Source organism: Photobacterium alginatilyticum (genome assembly GCF_009910675.1).
Classification (GTDB): domain Bacteria; phylum Pseudomonadota; class Gammaproteobacteria; order Enterobacterales; family Vibrionaceae; genus Photobacterium; species Photobacterium alginatilyticum.
Window position 1 is genome coordinate 18,281 of sequence record NZ_RSEJ01000008.1, and the last position, 19,491, is coordinate 37,771.

The following is a 19,491-nucleotide window of genomic DNA, read 5'->3' on the forward strand; positions in this document are numbered from 1 at the left end:
AGTCTTAATAACTGTCGAACTATAGCCGATAAAAATGGCGACCATAAGGTCGCCATTCTCATCTTAATTATTCTGCAATAATATTACGCGTTGCCCTTCACTTTCAATTGCAGCTCAGCAGCAAAGTCCAGCATACGATTCAACGGGATAAGTGATTTTTCACGCAGTGACTCATCAACAAAAATTTCATGTTGCTCGCCGCCTTCACGCAGACCTTGCTCGATAGCCTGAAGACCGTTCATTGCCATCCACGGACAGTGGGCACAGCTACGACAGGTTGCACCGGCCCCCGCAGTGGGTGCCTCGATCAATTCCTTGTCAGGGACCATCTGCTGCATCTTAAAGAAGATACCTTTGTCGGTTGCCACAATCAGCTGCTTGTTCGGCAAGGTTTTCGCCGCCTTGATCAGCTGGCTTGTCGAGCCAACCGCATCAGCCAGCGCCACAACAGATGCTGGTGACTCAGGGTGAACCAAGATAGCCGCATCTGGGTATAGGTTCTTCATATCACGCAGCGCTTTGGACGAGAATTCATCGTGAACCACGCACTCGCCCTGCCACAAGAGCATTTCAGCGCCTGTTTGCTTCTGGATGTAAGAACCAAGGTGGCGGTCCGGGCCCCAGATAATGTCTTTGCCCTCGCTATCGAGATGCTCGACAATCTCCAGCGCAATACTAGAGGTAACAACCCAGTCGGCACGCGCTTTTACCGCCGCAGAGGTGTTAGCGTAGACAACCACTGTATGATCAGGGTGGGCATCGCAAAACTCGGTAAACTTGTCTGCCGGGCAACCAAGATCCAGAGAACATTCGGCTTCAAGCGTCGGCATCAACACCCGCTTTTCCGGTGTCAAAATTTTTGCCGACTCTCCCATAAAACGAACACCGCAAATTACCAGGGTTTTCGCCGGATGCTGGTTACCGAATTTGGCCATCTCCAAAGAGTCACCGACAAATCCACCGGTCTCTTCGGCCAGTGCCTGGATTTCAGGGTCAGTATAATAATGGGCAACCAAAACCGCGTCTTTTTCCTTCAACAGGGCTTTGATTTTCTCTTTGTATGCCAGCTGCTCATCAATAGTCAGCGGCGTTGGCTTCGGTGGAAACGGATACACCATTTCTGAGGGATCAAATGTCAGGCTCATTTCTCGATTGCTCTATCAGCTCGTCCTTACTAATCCGAGCATTATACACCGCAAACATCGAAATAATCACCTTTCTGGCAATCACACTGTTACTGTTTCGTTACAGATACAAAAAAGGCCAGTAAAAACTGGCCTTTATCAATGACTGCACCATGGCTACTTAGCAAGCGCCTTGAGGTTTTTCTCAGCCTGGCGGGAACTGGTCGAGCCAGGGTAAAGCTCAATTACCTGCTGGTAATACTTCTTGGCTTCATCCGGCTTTTTGCTCCGCTCGGCGATCACGCCAAGCTTCAGCATGGCATCAGCCCGCTTGTTAGAGTCACTGAAACTGGCCACAGCCGTAAACTGCTCACCAGCCTCTTTCAGCTGACTTTGAGTAAAGTACAGCTGACCTAGCCAGTAGTGGGCATTGGGCTTGTACACAGACTCAGGATAAGCCGACAAGAACGCCTGAAATGCCTTGACCGCACCAGGATAATCTTTTTCCTTGAGGATCAGGTTAACGGCGCTTTCATAGGCTTCGTTTTCACTCACGTTACTGGTGTACGTCTCAGTAGAAGCCGGAGTGGAATCTGACGTTTCGTCGACTTCTTTCTGAGGCTGGCGGCTAAGTGCATCAACCTCACGGTACAATTCTCGCTGTCGCTCAAGCATCTGACTCAGGTCATAGCTATTGCGCTCGACAAGACCGCGCAGTTCATCCATTTCAGATGCAAGCTGATCCAGCTGACGCTGCATATCAATCTGCACCTGGTTTCGCGCCTCAATCATACGCTCCAAACGCGCAAGGCTATTATCTCCGCCCTGTGCACTGTTACCGTTTAGTTCGGTAACAGGAGCAGGTGCGGCGACCACCTGGGTCGCCGCACCAACCAGCAACGTCAACGCGAGGGTCCGCATTTTGTTACTGTTCATCGTGTTTACCTATAAATTAGTAAACTAGAACCGAACGACGGTTCTTAGCATAGTCAGCTTCAGAGTGGCCTAGTACCAAAGGCTTTTCCTCACCGTAGCTGACAATTGAGATTTGGCTTGCAGAAACACCTAGAGCCTGAAGGTATTTAGCAACGGCTGCCGCACGACGCTCGCCCAGTGCAATGTTGTACTCTGGCGTGCCGCGCTCATCAGCATGACCTTCAACAATCACTTTAACTGCTGTGTTGTCACGCAGGTAATCAGCGTGAGCCGTTAGCATTTCCTGGTAGTCAGGCTGAATTTCAGCGTTGTCAAACTTGAAGTATACAGTTTGCTCCTGACGTAGCTGCTGGCTGCGTAGCTCCTGCTCAGACATTGCTGCAGAACCTGATTCTACTGGTGTTGCAACTGTAGTTTGCTCAGTAGCAGTAGTACCTGTACCAGTAGTTGACTCAGACGCAGCTGAGCTATCAGTGCTTTCTGTTGAACTACACGCAGCAAGAGTGATCATTGGCAGCGCAATTGCCAGCCCCTTTAGAACTTTGTTCAGTTGCATTATTTTTTTCCTTTTATATCGCTAATTACGGTGAACGTTAGAGGAACGGCCCCCAGGATGGAGCCCGAACCCGCCCGTTCGTCGCAGGTAATCGTGCCTTAAAGCGCCCGTCAATCGACACTAACGACAGCTCGTTGGATTTATCATTAACTGAGCTGTATATCACCATACCGCCATTCGGTGCAATACTTGGCGACTCATCCAAAAATGTCTTCGTTAAAATTTGAAGCGCACCTGTTTTCAGATCTTGTTTGGCAATGTTATACCCAGAGTCTGATCTGTGTACCATTACCAGGAACCGTCCATCAGGCGTCAATTGACCACCCAGATTCTGACTTCCTTGCCAAGTTAGGCGTTCGGTCGAACCATCTGCTAAATTTACTCGATATATCTGGGGTTTACCACCTCTGTCTGAGGTAAAGATCATAGACTGACCATTTGGATCCCAAAATGCCTCGGTATTATTGGCCCGACCACGGGTAACTTGGGTCATTTTTTTCGTTTCCAGATCCAAAATGTAGATCTGCAAGCTGCCACTCTTAGACAGCACCATGGCAAGTTTTTTGCCATCTGGCGAGAAACGTGGTGAACCATTGTGACGCGGGAAAGACGCAACCATCTCGCGGCTACCCTTATAAATGTCCATCACGAAAATCTGTGCCTGCTTGTTTTCAAAGCTGACATAGGCCAGCTTGCTGCCATCCGGCGACCATGATGGTGACATCAGCGGCTGCTGTGATTTCAGTACCAAACGCTCGTTGAAACCATCATAGTCGGCAATACGTAGCTGGTACGGATACTTGGCCTTATCGTCAATCACCACATAAGCAATACGAGTCAAGAATGCACCCTTCTCGCCTGTCAGTTTTTCATAGACAACATCAGAAATTCGGTGAGCGTACTGACGCAGACGGCTCTCTTTAACAGTCGCACGGTTATTGACCAGCAAATGATCTTTGGTCAGTACCAGTTCGCCATTTTCCAGACCTCGGCTTTCGCCACTGGTCAACTGGCCTCGCACCACGTCTACCAGCTGGTAGTTAATCACATAATTGCCGTCGGCATTCAGGCTAACTTTACCTGTTACCAGCGCATCAACCCCTAGCGATGTCCAGGCATTATAATCGACCTGATCTTCGCTATATGGCGTCTGTGGCATTTTACTGGTCGCGACCGGGCTGAATTTACCGCTGCGGCGCAAATCCGATGCAATTACCGCAGAAATATCCGACGGCATTTTGCCTTCGCCTTCCCACTGGAACGGCACCACACCTATCGGACGGGCAGAATCAATACCTTCAGTGATCACCAATTCCAATTCTGCTTGTGCGACTTGGCTAAAACTCAGAAGAGCAATACACAAGCCCATAATCCAACGTTTCATAACTACTCCTTCATCATTGTGGGCTTACTGTTAATCGAATACTGCGAACTTTTTCAATCACAGCCGGGTCTTCCGGCATCGGGAACTGGCTCACTTTTACCACAGCAGCTTTGGCTGCACGGCATAACGCTGCGTCACCGCCATCATTTGAGGCATCCAGTACCAGACCATTAGTAGATAAACGCATGCGAATTACACACTCTTTACCAATGAAGGTCTGATCAACCAGCAAGTTCTGTTCAATCATTTGTTTGAAGATAGCACCATAACGCTGGGATTCATCGTTAATAAACTGGCCTCGGGCACCGCCGCGCTGCTCAGTTTCGGCTTCCAGCCCCGCGAACATATCGTTGAGGGCCGCTTCCTGTTGTTTCTGTTTCTCGCGGGCTTCCGCCGCTTTACGCTCGGCTTCCTTACGGGCAGCTTCTGCCTTGCGAGCTTCAGCTTCGGCTTTCTTCCTCGCTGCTATTTTCGCATTACGCTCTTCTTCAGCTTTGCGGGCTTCCTCTTCCGCTTTTTTCTTGGCGGCGAGTTTTGCCTGACGCTCTTCTTCTGCCTTACGGGCAGCGGCTTCCGCCTGACGTTTTTGCTCTTCAGCTTTGCGTTTGGCTTCCTCGGCCTTGCGCTGCTGGGCTAACTGTTTCTTACGCTCTGCTTCCGCTTTGGCCGCTTTCTCCCGAGAGATGCGGGCTGCTTCGTCAGCTTTGCGCTTCTCTTCTTCCGCCTTGCGTTTTGCCGCAGCCACTTTCTTCTGCTCGGCAGCAACACGTTTGCGTTCAGCTTCTGCAGCACGGGCCTCTTTTTCAGCCTTGAGCTTGTCAGCTTTCAGCTGGCGCAACTTGTTCTCTTCAGCCTGGCGTTGCTGTTCTAGCGCGGCAGCCTGTTGTTCAAGTCGCTTCAGGCGATCCTGCTCGGCTTTTTTCGCCGCATCACGTTGCTGGCGGATCTGCTTGGCCTGCTGATTCACCAACGCCGGGTCGACAACAACCGCTTTGATCGTATTACCCGATGTCTTTGGCTTGTCCATGGTGAAATCCGTTCCCCATAACAAAGCCGCTAACAATAAACCATGAAGAAGTAACGATATAATGACGGCAGCGCTGTAATTATTGTTTTTCATCCGCAAGCCTGCCTACTTCTCTAAAGGTTCGGTCATCAAACCTACAGAACCTACTCCGGCCTGATTCAGTGCATCAAGCGTCTCAATAATGTAAGAGTAAGGTGCACGGCTGTCACCGCCGACCAGGACGGTCGATTTTGGATTCAGCTGAAGCTCAGCCCTGACCCGGGTAAGCAGATCATTCAGTCTGAGGCCGCGAAGCATGTCGCCGTTATCGACGCTCAGGCCCAGATTGCCATCCTGATCGACTTCAACAATGATCGGTGCATTGCTGTTTTCATCACCGACCAGCTCAGCTGCTGTCTTCGCCGTCTGGGTGGACGGCAACTCGACATCGACCCCCTGAGTCACGAAAGGGGCTGTTACCATGAAGATGATCAACAGTACCAACATCACATCGATATAAGGTACGACGTTGATCTCCGCCGTCATTTTGCGCTTTTTCGGTTGATAAGCCATTGCTTATTACTCCTGCGCAGCGGCAAATGCCTGGCGGTGTAGAATACTTGAGAACTCTTCCATGAAAGTGGCATAGGTGTGCTCTAGCTTCGACACCTGGTTGGTCAACTTGTTGTAGAACATCACCGCAGGGATTGCAGCAAACAAGCCCATTGCCGTTGCCACCAAGGCCTCAGCAATACCCGGAGCCACCATGGCCAGTGTCGCCTGTTTTACCGCGCCCAGCGCAATAAAGGCGTGCATAATACCCCATACCGTACCGAACAGGCCGATATACGGGCTGATTGAACCCACCGTTGCCAGGAACGGCAGATTGGTTTCCATATCATCCACTTCACGAGACAGGGCAACACGCATTGCACGTCCCGTTCCTTCCATCACCGCTTCAGGCACTTTGCCATTGCTGCGGTGCAGACGGGCGAATTCTTTAAAACCGGCGTGGAAAATCTGCTCTGAGCCTGTCAGGTTGTCTTTTCTTGCCTGCACTTCCTGGTAAAGCTGTGACAAATCAATGCCCGACCAGAAACGGTCTTCAAAGCGTTCAGCCTTGGAGGCGGCATCCGACAGAACCGATGAGCGCTTGATGATCATCGCCCAGGAAACGACAGACATACCTAGCAGGATAAGCATCACGATCTTAACAAGCAGGCTGGCCTGTAAAAAAAGATCTAAAATCGATAGTTCAGCAGTCACTTAGATATCTCCGACTTAATATTTTCTGGGATCTGAATAGGTTTCATGGATTCAGGATGCACACAGGCTACCTGAACCATCGCTTTGCACAAGGTTTGGCCGGCATTGTTAACTAAAACCTGACAAAATACGATCGAGGCCCGGCGAATTTTAACCGGCCATGTCCTGACCACCAGCCGTTCATCGAGCTTGGCGCCTTTCAGGAAGTCAATATCCATATGGCGCACCACAAAGCTAACATTCTGTGCAAATAATGCCTGTAAACTGACATCATGACTGCGGAAGAGTTCCGTTCTCGCCCGCTCAAAGAATTTCAGGTAGTTGGCATGGTAAACAATCCCACCTACATCGGTATCTTCATAATAAATAGTGATTGGCCACTCAAAGGCACTTTCTTCGGTCATCAGATATCCATGCAATCACATGACAGCCAGTACCCGTCAGGTACTCGCCCGGTCTTCAAATAATCGCTTACTATACCGAAGTTGCGCAGCTTTATAAAACGCCACATTTACTAACACTCACAAAAGCGATGATTTTTTGACAAGCTTGTCATTTCGTTACCGGCAACACTGCATAATTCGTGTCAGTATATGCATTTTGCACACTTATCTGGGCAACAAACACTAACAGACGTATAAAAAAACAGCCCACTACTGTTTTGTAATGGGCTGTTTCATTGTGTGAATTATCGTTATCTGTCTGTTTCGGCGATTACACCGAAGGAAACAGACGTAACCACATGATATAGGACAAAATCGGCAATGCCAGATACGGAGTGAAGAACACCTGCCAGTACCAACGGCGCGGTACGAAACCCACACCATAAATCATTGCTGTACATGTCGCCCATATCAGGGCTGGTGAGATCACCGGCCCGAATCCACCAATCGCCTGGGCAAAGAGTGTGGGTTCCCATATCACCAGACCTGCCGCCGATAATGACAGCACCATGGATACCAGGCGCAATAGCCCGTTATCCAATAACAGGTGAGTACCCTTCACCCAGTGATTAACTTTACTCACCGTTCTCATCCATATTTTCGGTTGTCTCAAGCCACAGGGCATTGATGATACCGAAAGAGCAGGCTAGCAGAACACCTAGAATCCAAGCGAAATACCACATAGTCTGTCTCCTTAGTACAGTGAAGTCTTGTTGTCTTCGATATATTTATTATCAAGACGGCCAAACATTTTGTAATAACACCATGAGGTGTATGCCAGGATAATCGGTACCATTACCGCCGCAACACCCGTCATGATGTTCAGCGTCAGCTCAGATGACGTCGCATCCCACATTGTCAGGCTGTGGTTAGGAACCGTGCTTGAAGGCATGATGAACGGGAATAGTGCAAAACCTGCTGTCAGAATCACCCCCGCCATTGTCAGGCTAGAGGTGATAAATGCCAGCGCACCGCTGTTCGCACGTGAAGCCAGTACTGTCAGCAATGGCATGAATACCGCCAGTGCCGGCGCAATCCATAGCAACGGATAGGCATCAAAGTTAGCAAACAGTGCACCAGACTGACGCATTACTTCTTTGGTCAGAGGGTTAGATGGCGCATTGGTCATGATCTCAGAGGTGATCACATAACCTTCAATGCTCTGAGCCCAGAAGCCGGCAATTGCAAAGCACACTGCTGTACCGATCGAAGTGATCATTGCGACGCGGCGAGCACGCTCACGGATCGCATCAGATGTCTTCATCTGCAGGTACGCTGCGCCTTGGGTGGTGATCATCAGGATGCTCACGATGCCGCACAATAGTGCGAACGGGTTAAGCAACGCGAAGAACGAACCGGTATAGGTAGGGATCAACAGATCGCTTAGCTCGAACGGAACACCCTGCAGCAGGTTACCGAAAGCTACACCGAAGATCACAGGTGGTACGAAGCTACCGATAAAGATCGCCTTGTCCCATGTTTCACGCCACTGTGGGTTTTCAATTTTCGAACGGTAATCGAAACCAATCGGACGTAGCCAAAGTGCAGCCAACGTGATGATCATGGCAAAATAGAAGCCAGAAAATGCCGTTGCATAAACCAGTGGCCATGCCGCAAATAGCGCACCACCCGCGGTGATCAGCCAAACCTGGTTACCGTCCCAGTGCGGGGCGATCGAGTTAATCATTACTCGGCGCTCAGTGTCTGTTTTACCAATGATTCGGGACAGAACACCAACACCCATGTCAAAACCATCCGTGACTGCAAAGCCGATGCATAGCACACCGATCAGCACCCACCAGATAAATCGCAATACTTCATATTCAAACATTGCCTAATTCTCCCTGATTACGCTTCAACCTGACGCGATACCACATTCTGCGGTGCATCGGTTGTTTCAAAGTGGTAACGACCTGTTTTCAGGCTGCTTGGACCCAGACGAGCGAACTTGATCATCAGGTACATCTCAGCGATCAGGAACACGGTGTACAAGGCGATAATAGCCAACATGGAAGTAATGATGTCAGAGGCCTGAAGGTTCGACACGGCCATTGATACCGGCAGAATTTCACCCACCGCCCAAGGCTGACGACCATATTCAGCAACGAACCAGCCCGCTTCGATAGCGATCCAAGGTAGCGGAATACCGAAAAGTGCAGCTTTTAGTACCCACTTGTTACCCGTGATCTTATGACGGCAAGTCTGAATAAATGCGGCACCAATAATACCCAGCATAATAAAGCCACAAGCCACCATAATACGGAAGCTCCAGAATAGCGGCCAAACTGTCGGGATTGAATCATCTGCCGCCTGTGCAATATCGGCTTCTGTCGCGTCAACTACATTGTCAGCGTACGGCTTAAGTAGCAGGCCATAACCCAGGTCATGCTTCACTTCATCGAAGGCTGCAATGTTCTCAGGTGTCTTCTCACCGGCACGCAGCTTCTCTAGCAGACCGTAGGCGACCATACCGTTACGGATACGCACTTCGTGCTCGTCCTTAAGATCGCGAAGACCAGTCACTTCGGTGTCAAAAGAACGCGTAGCGATAATCCCCATCACATAAGGGATCTTAATCGCGAAGTCCGTTTCCATGGTTTCCTGGTTAGGTACACCAAATAGCGTAAACGCTGCCGGGGCTTCTTCTGTGTGCCATTCGGCTTCGATAGCAGCCAGCTTGGTTTTCTGTACGTCACCCAGCTCATAACCAGATTCGTCACCCAGCACGATAACCGACAGAATTGACGCCATACCGAAAGAAGCGGCAATTGCGAAAGAACGGCGAGCAAACGGAATATCGCGCCCTTTCAGCAGGTAGTAGGCACTGATACCCATGATGAACATTGCACCGCAGACATAGCCAGACGCGACGGTGTGAACAAATTTCACCTGGGCAACGGGGTTCATCACCACTTCGGCAAAACTCACCATTTCCATACGCATGGTTTCGAAGTTGAACTCTGCACCCACAGGGTTCTGCATCCAGCCGTTTGCGATAAGGATCCACAATGCCGAGAAGTTGGAACCAAGAGCCACCAACCAAGTTACAGCAAGGTGCTGACGCTTAGACAGGCGATCCCAGCCGAAGAAGAACAGGCCGACAAGAGTAGATTCAAGGAAGAAGGCAATCAGCGCTTCGATAGCCAGCGGGGCACCGAAGATATCACCTACGTAGTGGGAGTAGTAAGCCCAGTTCGTACCGAACTGAAACTCCATGGTTAGACCCGTGGATACACCCAGGGCAAAGTTGATGGCGAAAAGCTTACCCCAGAACTTAGTCATGTCCTTGTAGATTTGCTTTCCGGTCATTACATAAACCGACTCCATGATGGCAAGCAGGAACGCCATACCAAGAGTCAGGGGGACGAACAAAAAGTGATACATCGCAGTTAATGCGAACTGTAACCGCGATAGTTCGACGATATCAGTGAACATTGAGAACTCCTTTTTTCGCCAGGCTGACTGACGACAGTACTACACTGTGTACCAATGGTTGGGCTAGCAAAATGTAGCTTACAAACCGCTTATTTAGGTCACCTTCCTGGTAGCCATTTTTTTATGAATCAATGGCTTCCTTTCTATGTTGCAGTCATGTGCCAAATTAGTTAATTTGTTGTTAAGCTACAGCTAATAAAGTCATTGCTAATATTACTGATATTATTCGCCCTGCTCAATCTATTTATCTCACAATTTGCTTTGATAAATATCAAGAAACACTGCTCAATATTTATACACGTCAATTTTATTTGATTTAGATCAACTAAAGCCTCAACTAGATAAATCTCTCTGTGAATAGGAAAAAACACGATCTTTCATACTAAAAACGACCAGTTAATACATGGTCACAATCTGTTTTAAATCGTCATATTCATCAGAAAAATGGCTTAGAAAAAACAGGCCTATCGAGATCACAGTATCAATAAATCACTCAGGCAACTCTCTATAAAAGCTATAAAACATGAATATGCGAGAACATAGGCATAATATTTCAGATTAGAAAAATTAATGCCAAAACAGAATTTATCTCGCTTTTGCATGACAAATAAATATCTATAATCAGCGTCAGAAACAGATTAAGCCGCCCAGACAGTAAAAGACGTCTTTTAGGCGGGTTGTAAGCTGTTTCCCCATCAGAATTGTTTTTAGATTGAGGAAGTAGTTATGGCTCGTATTTTTGAAAAAGTGATTGCCCTGTACCAACCAAGCTTTGCCGAGTTGTACAAAAGCAATCATTAAATTGGGCTAAAAACGCCCCATTAATCGCCGTTAACTCACTTGGCAAAACTCGAAGGGCTCAAGGCCACTGTGTGAATTGTCAACGTAATGTAAACGGAACAGGAACACGTTAAGCGATTAATATGCTCTGGGATTAGCAAAAACAAAAAACGAGGCCATCGGGCCTCGTTTTTTTATGCCTGCTCGCTGTAGTCCAACCGGCTCACAGAAGATAAAAGGCTATCCCAATGCACTGGCGGCCAATAAACTTTTATGTACCTTGACCACCGGAAACGTCATCTCTGACCAGCAGCGTATACACCAAATCCAATACAAACAACTGAGAGATCTTGGTACCAATGGAGTCCCTCTGCAGTTTGCCCTGGCGGTTACCGTTCACCAGCACCCAGTCAGCATGCTCTGTAATGGTCGAGCGCGGATTGTGGGTTATCGCAACGGTCTTGGCACCGGCTTCTTTTGCCAGTTTCAGCGCTTTGGCGGTTTCGGCAGAGCTACCTGAATGGCTCACACCTATTGCCAAATCATCGGGCTGCAGCAACGCGGCCTTCATATACATGAAGTGATTATTGGTCAGTGCATCCACATTGTAGCCAATCCGCATAAATTTATTCTTGGCATCCTCTGCCGTAATACCGGACGAGCCGACACCAAAGAAATAAACAGCCCGGGAGGCGCGAATTTGCTCAGCCACTTTCTCTAACGTCGTAAAATCGAGCAAGTTAAGTGTTTCGGCTAATACACTGTTTATCGTGGTCTGCAGTTTCTGTCCGATCAGCTCGGCATCATCTTCTGCGGTAACATCGGTATCACGAATCGATTTCTCGTTTTTGCTCTGGCTGGAAAGCTCAATGGCCAGCTCCATCTTAAAGTCCTGAAACCCTTTAAAACCAAGCGTCCGGCAAAATCGAATAATCGTCGCCTCACCGACATTGCCCGCTTGAGACAATTCCGCAATGGACAACTTGGTGACTTCAGCAGGATTGGCCAAGACAAAATCAGATATACGTCTTGCTGATGGAGTCAGGCTCTCATACAGACTGCCCATCATATCAAGCACTGTCCCTGCTTTTGCCGGAATATATTGCATAACCATCCTTCTACCTCTGGCTATCGACTGACTCGGATTCGTTGCAGTGATTTTCCCATGAGCTCCATTTATTGTGAAGTATACCCAAGCTACCTCAAGATGCAGGATTCAGAGTGAGACCAGCGAGCTCAGTTCAAGGAAAATGACGGTAGGAATAGCTTCTCCCTTTCAACGTTATTTGACACAGAAATGGGTTCGCTGGCTCACTCCCAAAGGGCGAGTTCCAGTTCTATTAAATTGATAGGGGCTTCTATGCGTTGTTACCGATTATTAATTTAGAGCCACTAGATTTTCTAATCGGTGCCTAGCCTACAAGCCAAGTAATTCTCGCTGAAACGAGCATCTTGAGGTAGCTTGGGTATATTACTCCGACGCCCCTTTGTTCCATAAAATCATCGACGCTGCCGTCAATAAGTAGCGTGCAGCAGGCTTTACTCAGTTGTAACCACATACGATGAGAACAAAAACGAGGCCACCGGGCCTCGTTCTATATCAACAGTTCAGTAGATAGGATTAACGCGTTTCGGGAAGATCCAAACCAAAGTGCAGATACGCACGCTGGGTCGCAATGCGCCCACGAGGAGTACGTTGCAAAAAGCCCTGCTGGATCAAATAAGGCTCCAGCACATCTTCAATGGTATCTTTCTCTTCACCAATCGCTGCCGCCAGGTTATCCAAACCGACGGGACCGCCCATAAACTTATCGATAATCGCCATTAGTAACTTACGATCCATGTAGTCAAAGCCACTGCTGTCGACATCCAGCATATCCAGTGCCTTGGCTGCAATATCCGGGCAGATATGGCCATTGCCTTTAACCTCTGCATAATCACGGACACGGCGCAACAAACGGTTGGCTATACGTGGTGTACCACGAGCACGCATCGCCATCTCCATCGCACCTGCTTCTTCCATCGACAGACCCAGGCAGTTGGCACTGCGCCGAACGATGTCTTTCAGATCGTCAACCTTGTAGTACTCAAGCCGCTGGGTGATACCGAAACGGTCACGCAGCGGTGACGTCAGCGAGCCTGCACGTGTTGTCGCACCAATCAGGGTAAAAGGCGGCAAGTCAATTTTGATTGAACGTGCTGCCGGCCCCTCGCCTATCATGATATCCAGCTGGTAATCTTCCATCGCCGGATATAAGACTTCTTCGACCTGGGGGCTCAAACGGTGGATTTCATCGATGAAAAGGACATCGTTCTCTTCAAGGTTGGTCAGCAATGCCGCAAGATCGCCCGCCTTTTCCAGAACCGGGCCAGAGGTCGTCCGGATACTCACCCCCATCTCATTGGCAACAATGTTCGCCAATGTTGTTTTACCCAGCCCGGGAGGGCCAAAGATCAACAGGTGATCCAGCGCCTCATCACGAAGCTTGGCCGCTTTGATGAAGATTTCCATCTGATCACGGACATGATCCTGCCCCTGATAATCATCCAGCAGCTTGGGGCGAATCGCGCGATCAATAATGTCATCTTCGCGACTAACCGGAAAATCATTCGAAACGAGTCGATCGGCTTCAATCATCAGATATTACACCTTAAACCATGGAGCGCAGTGCATCGCGGATTATCGCTTCGCTAGTCATGTCTGGCTGTGCGATCTGAGACACCACTTTCGATGCCTGCTGAGGTTTATAACCCAGCGCAATCAACGCACTCACCGCTTCGTCTTCTGCACGGGCAGCCGAATGATCTTCAACCGGCGCATTAGATGCTGCCGAATCAAGAGCTGGTGTGAACAAGTCACCCTCGCCCCAGCCTTTCAGACGATCTTTCATTTCAACCACCAGACGCTCGGCAGTTTTCTTGCCCACGCCCGGGATCTTCACCAGAGTCGTGATGTCTTCATTTTCCACACTAAGCACAAACTGGCTGGCGGTCATCGCCGACAAAATAGCCAGTCCCAGCTTGGGCCCGACACCGTTGGCTTTTATCACTTCACGGAACAGTTCTCGCTCGCTTTTTTTGTTGAAGCCGTAAAGTAGCTGGGCATCTTCACGAACGATAAAATGCGTGGAGATCACCGCTTCCTGACCAACTTCCGGCAGTTCATAAAAACAACTCATCGGCATCTGTACTTCATAGCCAATACCACCCACTTCAAGCAGTACTTCAGGCGGTTGCTTTTCTAAAATCGTTCCACGTAGTCGGCCTATCACAGCAACATCTCTTTATTGATTCACAAAATAGGCTTTAGGATAGTAAAGAGCTGGATATATATCCAGCTCTTTTTTCAGGTTATCCCGGCGAGGATCAGTACGCTTGGGGCTTTACAGACACCACCGCATTGAGGCTATCTGCCAGTGTCTTTAGTGTTTCCACCAACTCGGTCAACTGGGTGCCCTGCGTGGCAACCAAGTCGGAAACCTGATTGGTCTCCACCACACCATTAGCGACATTGCTGCTGGCCGTATTGAGTTCTTTCAGGGCATAGACCTGATGGCCGATAATTTCTGCCAGTTTGTTCACATCGCCCGAGATGCTCCCCACCTGTTCGATGATCCCAGACAGTTCATTGGCGCTGGCCTCTATCACCGCCTGTCCGTGCTGGACTTCCTGCCGGCTTTTATCCAGCAAGGTGCGGATCTCGACAGCCGAGCTGTTGCTTTTAGCGGACAACTCACGCACCTGATCGGCAACCACGGCGAAGCCCCGGCCCTGATCACCGGCCCTCGCGGCTTCAATGGCAGCATTAAGTGCCAGCAAGTTGGTCTGCTCCGCCACCGATGTAATAAGATCGGCAACCGACATGATCTCGTCGTTACTGCGCAGGATCTGGGCTATCGCCTCGGTAGATGCGCTCAGCGAGGTCGAACTCTTCTCGGCCTGGGCACGAATGGTCTCGCTGCGATTTTTCAGCTCACCGACAAAACGGTCTGACTCATCTATCCCTGAGGTCATCTGCGCCAACTGCTGGCTCATTTGCTCAGCCGCACTGGCCTGCGAGTCACAGTTTAGATTCAGATCAGTAACTTGCTGATGGAGACTGCCCGACTGTTGTTCTAACTGCTCGGCAACCCGACCAAGCTGAGTGGCGTTGTCTGTGGCCTGTGCCAATACCGAGGAAAGCTGATGCTCCCCCTGCTGGGCCTGCTCGGCAAGCAACTGGCTTGACTGCTGGGCCTGCTCGGATGACTGAATCGCAGCCTGCCGCTGTCTGACGGTATAAGCCTGTGCAATACCAATCACCACCAGCGGCATCAGCATACCTGACCACACCTCAACAGCCGCGGCCGCCTCGGTCAGTTCCAGGTGCGGAAAAGCATAGCCGGACAAGTGCTGGCCAATCATCCAGGCCGATGCAATCACCACAGTAATACTCCAAATCGCTGCCATAATCGGCTTGGCCGCAAGAAAAAAGGCAACAATCAACAGCGGCATCCAGAATGACTGTGTCGATACCACAATGCCGCCGCTCTGATAGACAATATTCATCGCATGGACAACCATGCCGAAAAAGCCGATGTTCAGGGCCAGAACTGGTGAACGTACGAGGCGTAAAATCACACCAGCCATCAGCTCGCAGCCGATAAGCAACATTGATGTCATGACCAGCAGAGAGTGATCGTGATTAAACCATTTTAGTAAGCTGTAGCACCCAACAAAGAAGGACAACAGGGTGAAGAATAGAAGGGTATCGACATAGCGGGCGTGTTCTCCCTGCCAGCTATGCGAAGAGGGCAAGAACATGGCTCGCCATATCGCCAGTGGGGTCATTTATCACATCCTTATCAATAATATTACCACTAGTATGACCTCCGACCAATATATGCCATGAAACAATAAATTAACAAAAGAAAAAAGCAGCCAATGGCTGCTTTTTTGATCAAGATATCACTATGCAACTGAGATAGTACATCGATAACACTTTGTTATCACACTTATTATCGATAGCGTCCACGACGAGCACCGCGTGCCTGACCGGACATCGCAATCAATGTTTTGTGTGTATGGGCATGGCAAATAGCCACAGCCAAGGCATCGGCGGCATCCGCCTGGGGCTTGCCCGGCAGCTTTAATACCGAACACACCATATGTTGTACCTGGGCCTTATCAGCCCCGCCGCTGCCAACCACCGCCTGCTTGATCAGTCGTGCGGCATACTCGCTCACCGGCAAGTCGGCATTCACGGCAGCAACAATTGCGCTCCCGCGGGCCTGGCCGAGCTTAAGCGCCGAGCTGGCATTCTTGCCCATGAACACTTCTTCAATGGCAAAAAAATCAGGCTGAAACTGAGTGATAACTTCTGATACGCCGGCATAAATTTGTTTTAACCGGCCGGGAATATCTTCGACAGAGGTACGAATGCACCCGCTGCCGAGATATTCGAGGTGTCGCCCGACTTGCCGAATTACGCCGTAACCGGTAATTCGCGAACCGGGGTCAATCCCTAGGATGACTGACATTCAGTCACGCTCCTTTGCAAGGAAGCTGCTGCAAGCCTAAAGTTCTTATGAACTTATAGCTGCGCTGCAACCTCATCAGAGATGTCACCGTTATGGTAGACTTCCTGAACGTCATCAAGATCTTCCAACGCGTCAATCAGGCGCAGCAGCTTAGGTGCGGTATCTGCATCCAGATCGGCCTTGGTGGAGGGCACAAGGGTTACTTCTGCATTGGCCGCTTCAAAACCCGCTGCATCCAGCGCATCTTTCACTGCACCGAAATCTGCAGGTGTCGTGAATACGTCGATTGAGCCATCATCATTGGTTTCGACATCATCAGCACCGCCTTCCAGCGCTGCTTCCATAATCGCATCTTCGTCCAGACCCGGGGCGTAAGAAATCACCCCTTTTTTGTCGAACAGGTAACTTACGCTACCATCGGTACCCAGGTTGCCACCAGCCTTGCTAAATGCATGACGCACACCTGAAACCGTACGGTTACGGTTGTCTGTCATACACTCAACCATCACTGCCGTACCTGCCGGGCCGTAGCCTTCGTAGATAACAGTTTCGACCCCTTCGTCACCTTCGCCGCCAGCACCGCGGCTAACCGCACGGTTAATGGTGTCGCGCGTCATGTTGTTTGACAGCGCTTTATCGACTGCGGCACGCAGACGCGGGTTATTTTCTGGCTCTGCGCCGCCTTCTTTGGCCGCGACGACTATTTCACGAATAAGCTTGGTGAAAATCTTACCGCGTTTAGCATCCTGTGCTGCTTTACGGTGTTTGATGTTGGCGAATTTACTATGACCTGCCATAACACGCTCCGTATATGTAGTCTAAGTGGCTTCAAGTTTCACAAAAATAAATCTGGCCAGCCTGCCACCGTTGAAGGTGACAAAGGCTGGCCAGTATGCGAATCAATTATTCCTGGTTCGCTTCTTCTTTTTTCGCAACAGATACTGTCACAGCCAGCTCTTCAAGTGCCGCTGGGTTAGCAAGGCTTGGCGCATCTGTCAGCAGGCAAGATGCTGCTGTTGTTTTAGGGAATGCAATCACGTCACGGATGTTCTCGGTACCGCACAGCAGCATCACCAGACGGTCAAGACCGAATGCCAGACCAGCATGAGGAGGTGTACCGAACTTCAGCGCATCTAGCAGGAAGCCGAACTTCAGCTTCTGCTCATCGGCTTCAATACCCAGAAGGTCAAATACCGCCGACTGCATTTCAGCGTTGTGGATACGTACCGAACCACCACCGACTTCATAGCCGTTGATAACCATATCGTAGGCATTGGAGTTGGTTGTTGCCGGGCTTGCCTTCAGCTCTTCAGGGCTAACGCCTAGTGGAGAGGTGAACGGGTGGTGCATCGCATGCAGGTTGCCTTCGTCGTCTTCTTCGAACATCGGGAAGTCAACAACCCATAGCGGAGCCCATGCAGACGTATCTGTCAGCTCAAGATCAGTACCTAGCTTCAGACGTAGTGCACCCATCGCTTCGTCAACGATGCGCTTCTTGTCAGCACCAAACAGAATGATGTCGCCAGTCTGCGCCTGGGTACGGTCAAGAATACCCGCAACCACATCTTCGCTCAGGAACTTGGCAACCGGAGACTGAACACCGTCGAAGCCCGCTTCGCGATCGTTCACCTTCATCCATGCCAGACCTTTGGCACCGTAGATACCCACGTACTTACCGTACTCGTCAATTTGCTTACGAGACAGAGAAGCACCGCCTGGTACACGGATCACGGCAACACGGCCTTTCTCGTCGTTAGCCGGGCCAGAGAACACTTTGAAGTCAACGTCTTTAACAAGATCAGCAACGTCTACCAGCTCAAGCGGGTTACGTAGATCCGGCTTGTCTGAGCCGAAGCGACGCATTGCTTCTTCGAATGGCATAATTGGGAAAGTACCCAAATCGACATTCAGCAGTTCCTGCCACATTTCAGTGATCATACGCTCAGTTACGTCACGTACCTGCTCGGCAGACATAAATGACGTTTCGATATCGATCTGGGTGAACTCAGGCTGACGATCAGCACGAAGATCTTCATCACGGAAACATTTTACGATCTGGTAGTAGCGATCAAAGCCAGACATCATCAGCAGCTGCTTAAATAGCTGCGGAGACTGTGGCAGTGCGTAGAAGCTGCCTTTGTGAACACGGCTCGGTACCAGGTAGTCACGGGCACCTTCCGGTGTCGCTTTGGTCAGTACCGGCGTTTCGATATCCAGGAACGCGTTGTCATCAAGGAAACGACGAACAAAGCTAGACGCTTTAGCGCGCAGCTTGATGCGATCACTCATTTCCGGACGACGAAGATCAAGGTAACGATACTTCAGGCGCTGCTCTTCAGTATTCTTCTGGTTAAAATCCAGTGGCAACACATCTGAACGGTTGATGATTTCCAGGCCGCTAGCCAAGACTTCTACTTCACCCGTCGCCATGTCTTTGTTGACCTGGCTTTCAGGGCGAACACGTACTTCACCGGTCAGGCGGATACAGAATTCGTTGCGCAGGTGGTTAGCCACCTCAAATACGTCTTTCATATCCGGGTCGACAACTACCTGAACAATACCTTCACGATCTCGCATATCGATGAAGATAAGACCGCCTAAATCACGGCGACGATTAACCCAGCCGCATAACTCTACTGTTTGTCCTGCTAGGGACTTGTTCAGGTGACCACAATATTGGGTGCGCATATGAAATTCCCGATCTGTTTACTTACTATCCTGTGGGTGAACTAGATTTGCTAGTCACTTTCCTTCACAGGCTGATTCAATCCCGGCCCAGAATGCTCAATCTTTATCCGAAATAGGGGATTAACACTGGCCGAGAGGCAAAAATAACGAGGTATTATAAAGCAAAAACGTCACTGTAGGAAAAATAGCGCCCCGAAATCAAGCAAAAATCCCCTATTCTTTTGGGCGATGATTGACTTATCGCAAACAAACTATTCACAATGAATCATTAACAGCATTTCGACGTCTCAGCCATTGATTCAATTTCAACCAAATACACGGTTTTGATTATGCCTGTACTTTCTGCCCGCCCGC

19 protein-coding genes are annotated in these 19,491 nt (G+C 49.7%); all 19 read right to left on the reverse strand.

The window, feature by feature from the left end:
- Positions 1 to 83: 83 nt before the first annotated feature.
- The 19 genes from nadA to aspS all read right to left on the reverse strand — a co-directional run bounded on the left by nadA (position 84) and on the right by aspS (position 19,137).
- Positions 84 to 1,145 carry a quinolinate synthase NadA gene (gene nadA / locus EIZ48_RS09290; RefSeq protein ID WP_160650373.1) on the reverse strand — a complete coding sequence of 354 codons (1,062 nt, stop codon included), beginning with the start codon at positions 1,143 to 1,145 and terminating at the stop codon, positions 84 to 86.
- 156 nt (positions 1,146 to 1,301) lie between these two features.
- Positions 1,302 to 2,060 (reverse strand): tol-pal system protein YbgF, encoded by a 759-nt coding sequence (gene ybgF / locus EIZ48_RS09295; protein ID WP_075768384.1) that lies wholly within the window; start codon positions 2,058 to 2,060, stop codon positions 1,302 to 1,304.
- 16 nt (positions 2,061 to 2,076) lie between these two features.
- Positions 2,077 to 2,616: a peptidoglycan-associated lipoprotein Pal gene (pal, locus tag EIZ48_RS09300; RefSeq protein WP_160650375.1), complete on the reverse strand. Its 540-nt coding sequence runs from the start codon at positions 2,614 to 2,616 to the stop codon at positions 2,077 to 2,079.
- Positions 2,617 to 2,653: 37 nt separating this feature from the next.
- Complete coding sequence (gene tolB / locus EIZ48_RS09305) at positions 2,654 to 4,000, reverse strand: Tol-Pal system beta propeller repeat protein TolB (RefSeq protein WP_160650377.1); 1,347 nt, start codon at positions 3,998 to 4,000, stop codon at positions 2,654 to 2,656.
- Positions 4,001 to 4,013: 13 nt separating this feature from the next.
- Positions 4,014 to 5,120 (reverse strand): cell envelope integrity protein TolA, encoded by a 1,107-nt coding sequence (tolA, locus tag EIZ48_RS09310; protein ID WP_160650379.1) that lies wholly within the window; start codon positions 5,118 to 5,120, stop codon positions 4,014 to 4,016.
- A 12-nt stretch (positions 5,121 to 5,132) separates the two neighbouring features.
- A complete protein-coding gene (tolR, locus tag EIZ48_RS09315; protein ID WP_075768380.1) occupies positions 5,133 to 5,579 on the reverse strand; it encodes a protein TolR in 447 nt (148 codons plus the stop codon).
- 6 nt (positions 5,580 to 5,585) lie between these two features.
- Positions 5,586 to 6,272 (reverse strand): protein TolQ, encoded by a 687-nt coding sequence (gene tolQ / locus EIZ48_RS09320; protein ID WP_160650380.1) that lies wholly within the window; start codon positions 6,270 to 6,272, stop codon positions 5,586 to 5,588.
- Positions 6,269 to 6,676: a tol-pal system-associated acyl-CoA thioesterase gene (gene ybgC, locus EIZ48_RS09325; protein ID WP_160650382.1), complete on the reverse strand. Its 408-nt coding sequence runs from the start codon at positions 6,674 to 6,676 to the stop codon at positions 6,269 to 6,271. The genes tolQ and ybgC overlap by 4 nt, the downstream gene beginning before the upstream one ends.
- 310 nt (positions 6,677 to 6,986) lie before the next feature.
- Positions 6,987 to 7,298: a cyd operon protein YbgE gene (ybgE, locus tag EIZ48_RS09330; protein ID WP_160650384.1), complete on the reverse strand. Its 312-nt coding sequence runs from the start codon at positions 7,296 to 7,298 to the stop codon at positions 6,987 to 6,989.
- Positions 7,291 to 7,398 (reverse strand): cytochrome bd-I oxidase subunit CydX, encoded by a 108-nt coding sequence (gene cydX, locus EIZ48_RS09335; RefSeq protein ID WP_075768376.1) that lies wholly within the window; start codon positions 7,396 to 7,398, stop codon positions 7,291 to 7,293. The genes ybgE and cydX overlap by 8 nt, the downstream gene beginning before the upstream one ends.
- Before the next feature lie 11 nt (positions 7,399 to 7,409).
- Complete coding sequence (cydB, locus tag EIZ48_RS09340) at positions 7,410 to 8,546, reverse strand: cytochrome d ubiquinol oxidase subunit II (protein ID WP_160650386.1); 1,137 nt, start codon at positions 8,544 to 8,546, stop codon at positions 7,410 to 7,412.
- A gap of 17 nt (positions 8,547 to 8,563) precedes the next feature.
- Positions 8,564 to 10,150, reverse strand: coding sequence for a cytochrome ubiquinol oxidase subunit I (gene cydA, locus EIZ48_RS09345; RefSeq protein ID WP_160650388.1), 1,587 nt, complete (start codon positions 10,148 to 10,150; stop codon positions 8,564 to 8,566).
- A gap of 1,051 nt (positions 10,151 to 11,201) precedes the next feature.
- Entirely contained in the window at positions 11,202 to 12,038 is an 837-nt protein-coding gene (locus EIZ48_RS09350; RefSeq protein WP_240152917.1) for a MurR/RpiR family transcriptional regulator, read from the reverse strand.
- 513 nt (positions 12,039 to 12,551) lie between these two features.
- Positions 12,552 to 13,568 carry a Holliday junction branch migration DNA helicase RuvB gene (gene ruvB / locus EIZ48_RS09355; protein WP_160650392.1) on the reverse strand — a complete coding sequence of 339 codons (1,017 nt, stop codon included), beginning with the start codon at positions 13,566 to 13,568 and terminating at the stop codon, positions 12,552 to 12,554.
- Positions 13,569 to 13,581: 13 nt separating this feature from the next.
- A complete protein-coding gene (gene ruvA / locus EIZ48_RS09360; RefSeq protein WP_160650394.1) occupies positions 13,582 to 14,202 on the reverse strand; it encodes a Holliday junction branch migration protein RuvA in 621 nt (206 codons plus the stop codon).
- A gap of 94 nt (positions 14,203 to 14,296) precedes the next feature.
- The gene (locus EIZ48_RS09365; RefSeq protein ID WP_160650395.1) at positions 14,297 to 15,760 is read right to left on the reverse strand and encodes a methyl-accepting chemotaxis protein; all 1,464 of its coding nucleotides are present in this window, start codon (positions 15,758 to 15,760) and stop codon (positions 14,297 to 14,299) included.
- A gap of 167 nt (positions 15,761 to 15,927) precedes the next feature.
- Positions 15,928 to 16,449: a crossover junction endodeoxyribonuclease RuvC gene (ruvC, locus tag EIZ48_RS09370; protein ID WP_075768364.1), complete on the reverse strand. Its 522-nt coding sequence runs from the start codon at positions 16,447 to 16,449 to the stop codon at positions 15,928 to 15,930.
- A 53-nt stretch (positions 16,450 to 16,502) separates the two neighbouring features.
- Complete coding sequence (locus tag EIZ48_RS09375) at positions 16,503 to 17,246, reverse strand: YebC/PmpR family DNA-binding transcriptional regulator (RefSeq protein WP_160650397.1); 744 nt, start codon at positions 17,244 to 17,246, stop codon at positions 16,503 to 16,505.
- A gap of 106 nt (positions 17,247 to 17,352) precedes the next feature.
- Positions 17,353 to 19,137, reverse strand: a complete 1,785-nt coding sequence (gene aspS, locus EIZ48_RS09380; RefSeq protein ID WP_075768362.1) for an aspartate--tRNA ligase — start codon at positions 19,135 to 19,137, stop codon at positions 17,353 to 17,355.
- Positions 19,138 to 19,491: the final 354 nt, after the last annotated feature.

Coding starts and splice junctions, on each gene's coding strand:
- nadA (WP_160650373.1), bottom strand. CDS start 1,145: ATGAGCCTGACATTTGATCCCTCAGAAATGGTGTATCCGTTTCCACCG.
- ybgF (WP_075768384.1), bottom strand. CDS start 2,060: ATGAACAGTAACAAAATGCGGACCCTCGCGTTGACGTTGCTGGTTGGT.
- pal (WP_160650375.1), bottom strand. CDS start 2,616: ATGCAACTGAACAAAGTTCTAAAGGGGCTGGCAATTGCGCTGCCAATG.
- tolB (WP_160650377.1), bottom strand. CDS start 4,000: ATGAAACGTTGGATTATGGGCTTGTGTATTGCTCTTCTGAGTTTTAGC.
- tolA (WP_160650379.1), bottom strand. CDS start 5,120: ATGAAAAACAATAATTACAGCGCTGCCGTCATTATATCGTTACTTCTT.
- tolR (WP_075768380.1), bottom strand. CDS start 5,579: ATGGCTTATCAACCGAAAAAGCGCAAAATGACGGCGGAGATCAACGTC.
- ybgC (WP_160650382.1), bottom strand. CDS start 6,676: ATGACCGAAGAAAGTGCCTTTGAGTGGCCAATCACTATTTATTATGAA.
- cydX (WP_075768376.1), bottom strand. CDS start 7,398: ATGTGGTATTTCGCTTGGATTCTAGGTGTTCTGCTAGCCTGCTCTTTC.
- cydB (WP_160650386.1), bottom strand. CDS start 8,546: ATGTTTGAATATGAAGTATTGCGATTTATCTGGTGGGTGCTGATCGGT.
- cydA (WP_160650388.1), bottom strand. CDS start 10,150: ATGTTCACTGATATCGTCGAACTATCGCGGTTACAGTTCGCATTAACT.
- EIZ48_RS09350 (WP_240152917.1), bottom strand. CDS start 12,038: ATGCAATATATTCCGGCAAAAGCAGGGACAGTGCTTGATATGATGGGC.
- ruvB (WP_160650392.1), bottom strand. CDS start 13,568: ATGATTGAAGCCGATCGACTCGTTTCGAATGATTTTCCGGTTAGTCGC.
- EIZ48_RS09365 (WP_160650395.1), bottom strand. CDS start 15,760: ATGACCCCACTGGCGATATGGCGAGCCATGTTCTTGCCCTCTTCGCAT.
- ruvC (WP_075768364.1), bottom strand. CDS start 16,449: ATGTCAGTCATCCTAGGGATTGACCCCGGTTCGCGAATTACCGGTTAC.
- EIZ48_RS09375 (WP_160650397.1), bottom strand. CDS start 17,246: ATGGCAGGTCATAGTAAATTCGCCAACATCAAACACCGTAAAGCAGCA.
- aspS (WP_075768362.1), bottom strand. CDS start 19,137: ATGCGCACCCAATATTGTGGTCACCTGAACAAGTCCCTAGCAGGACAA.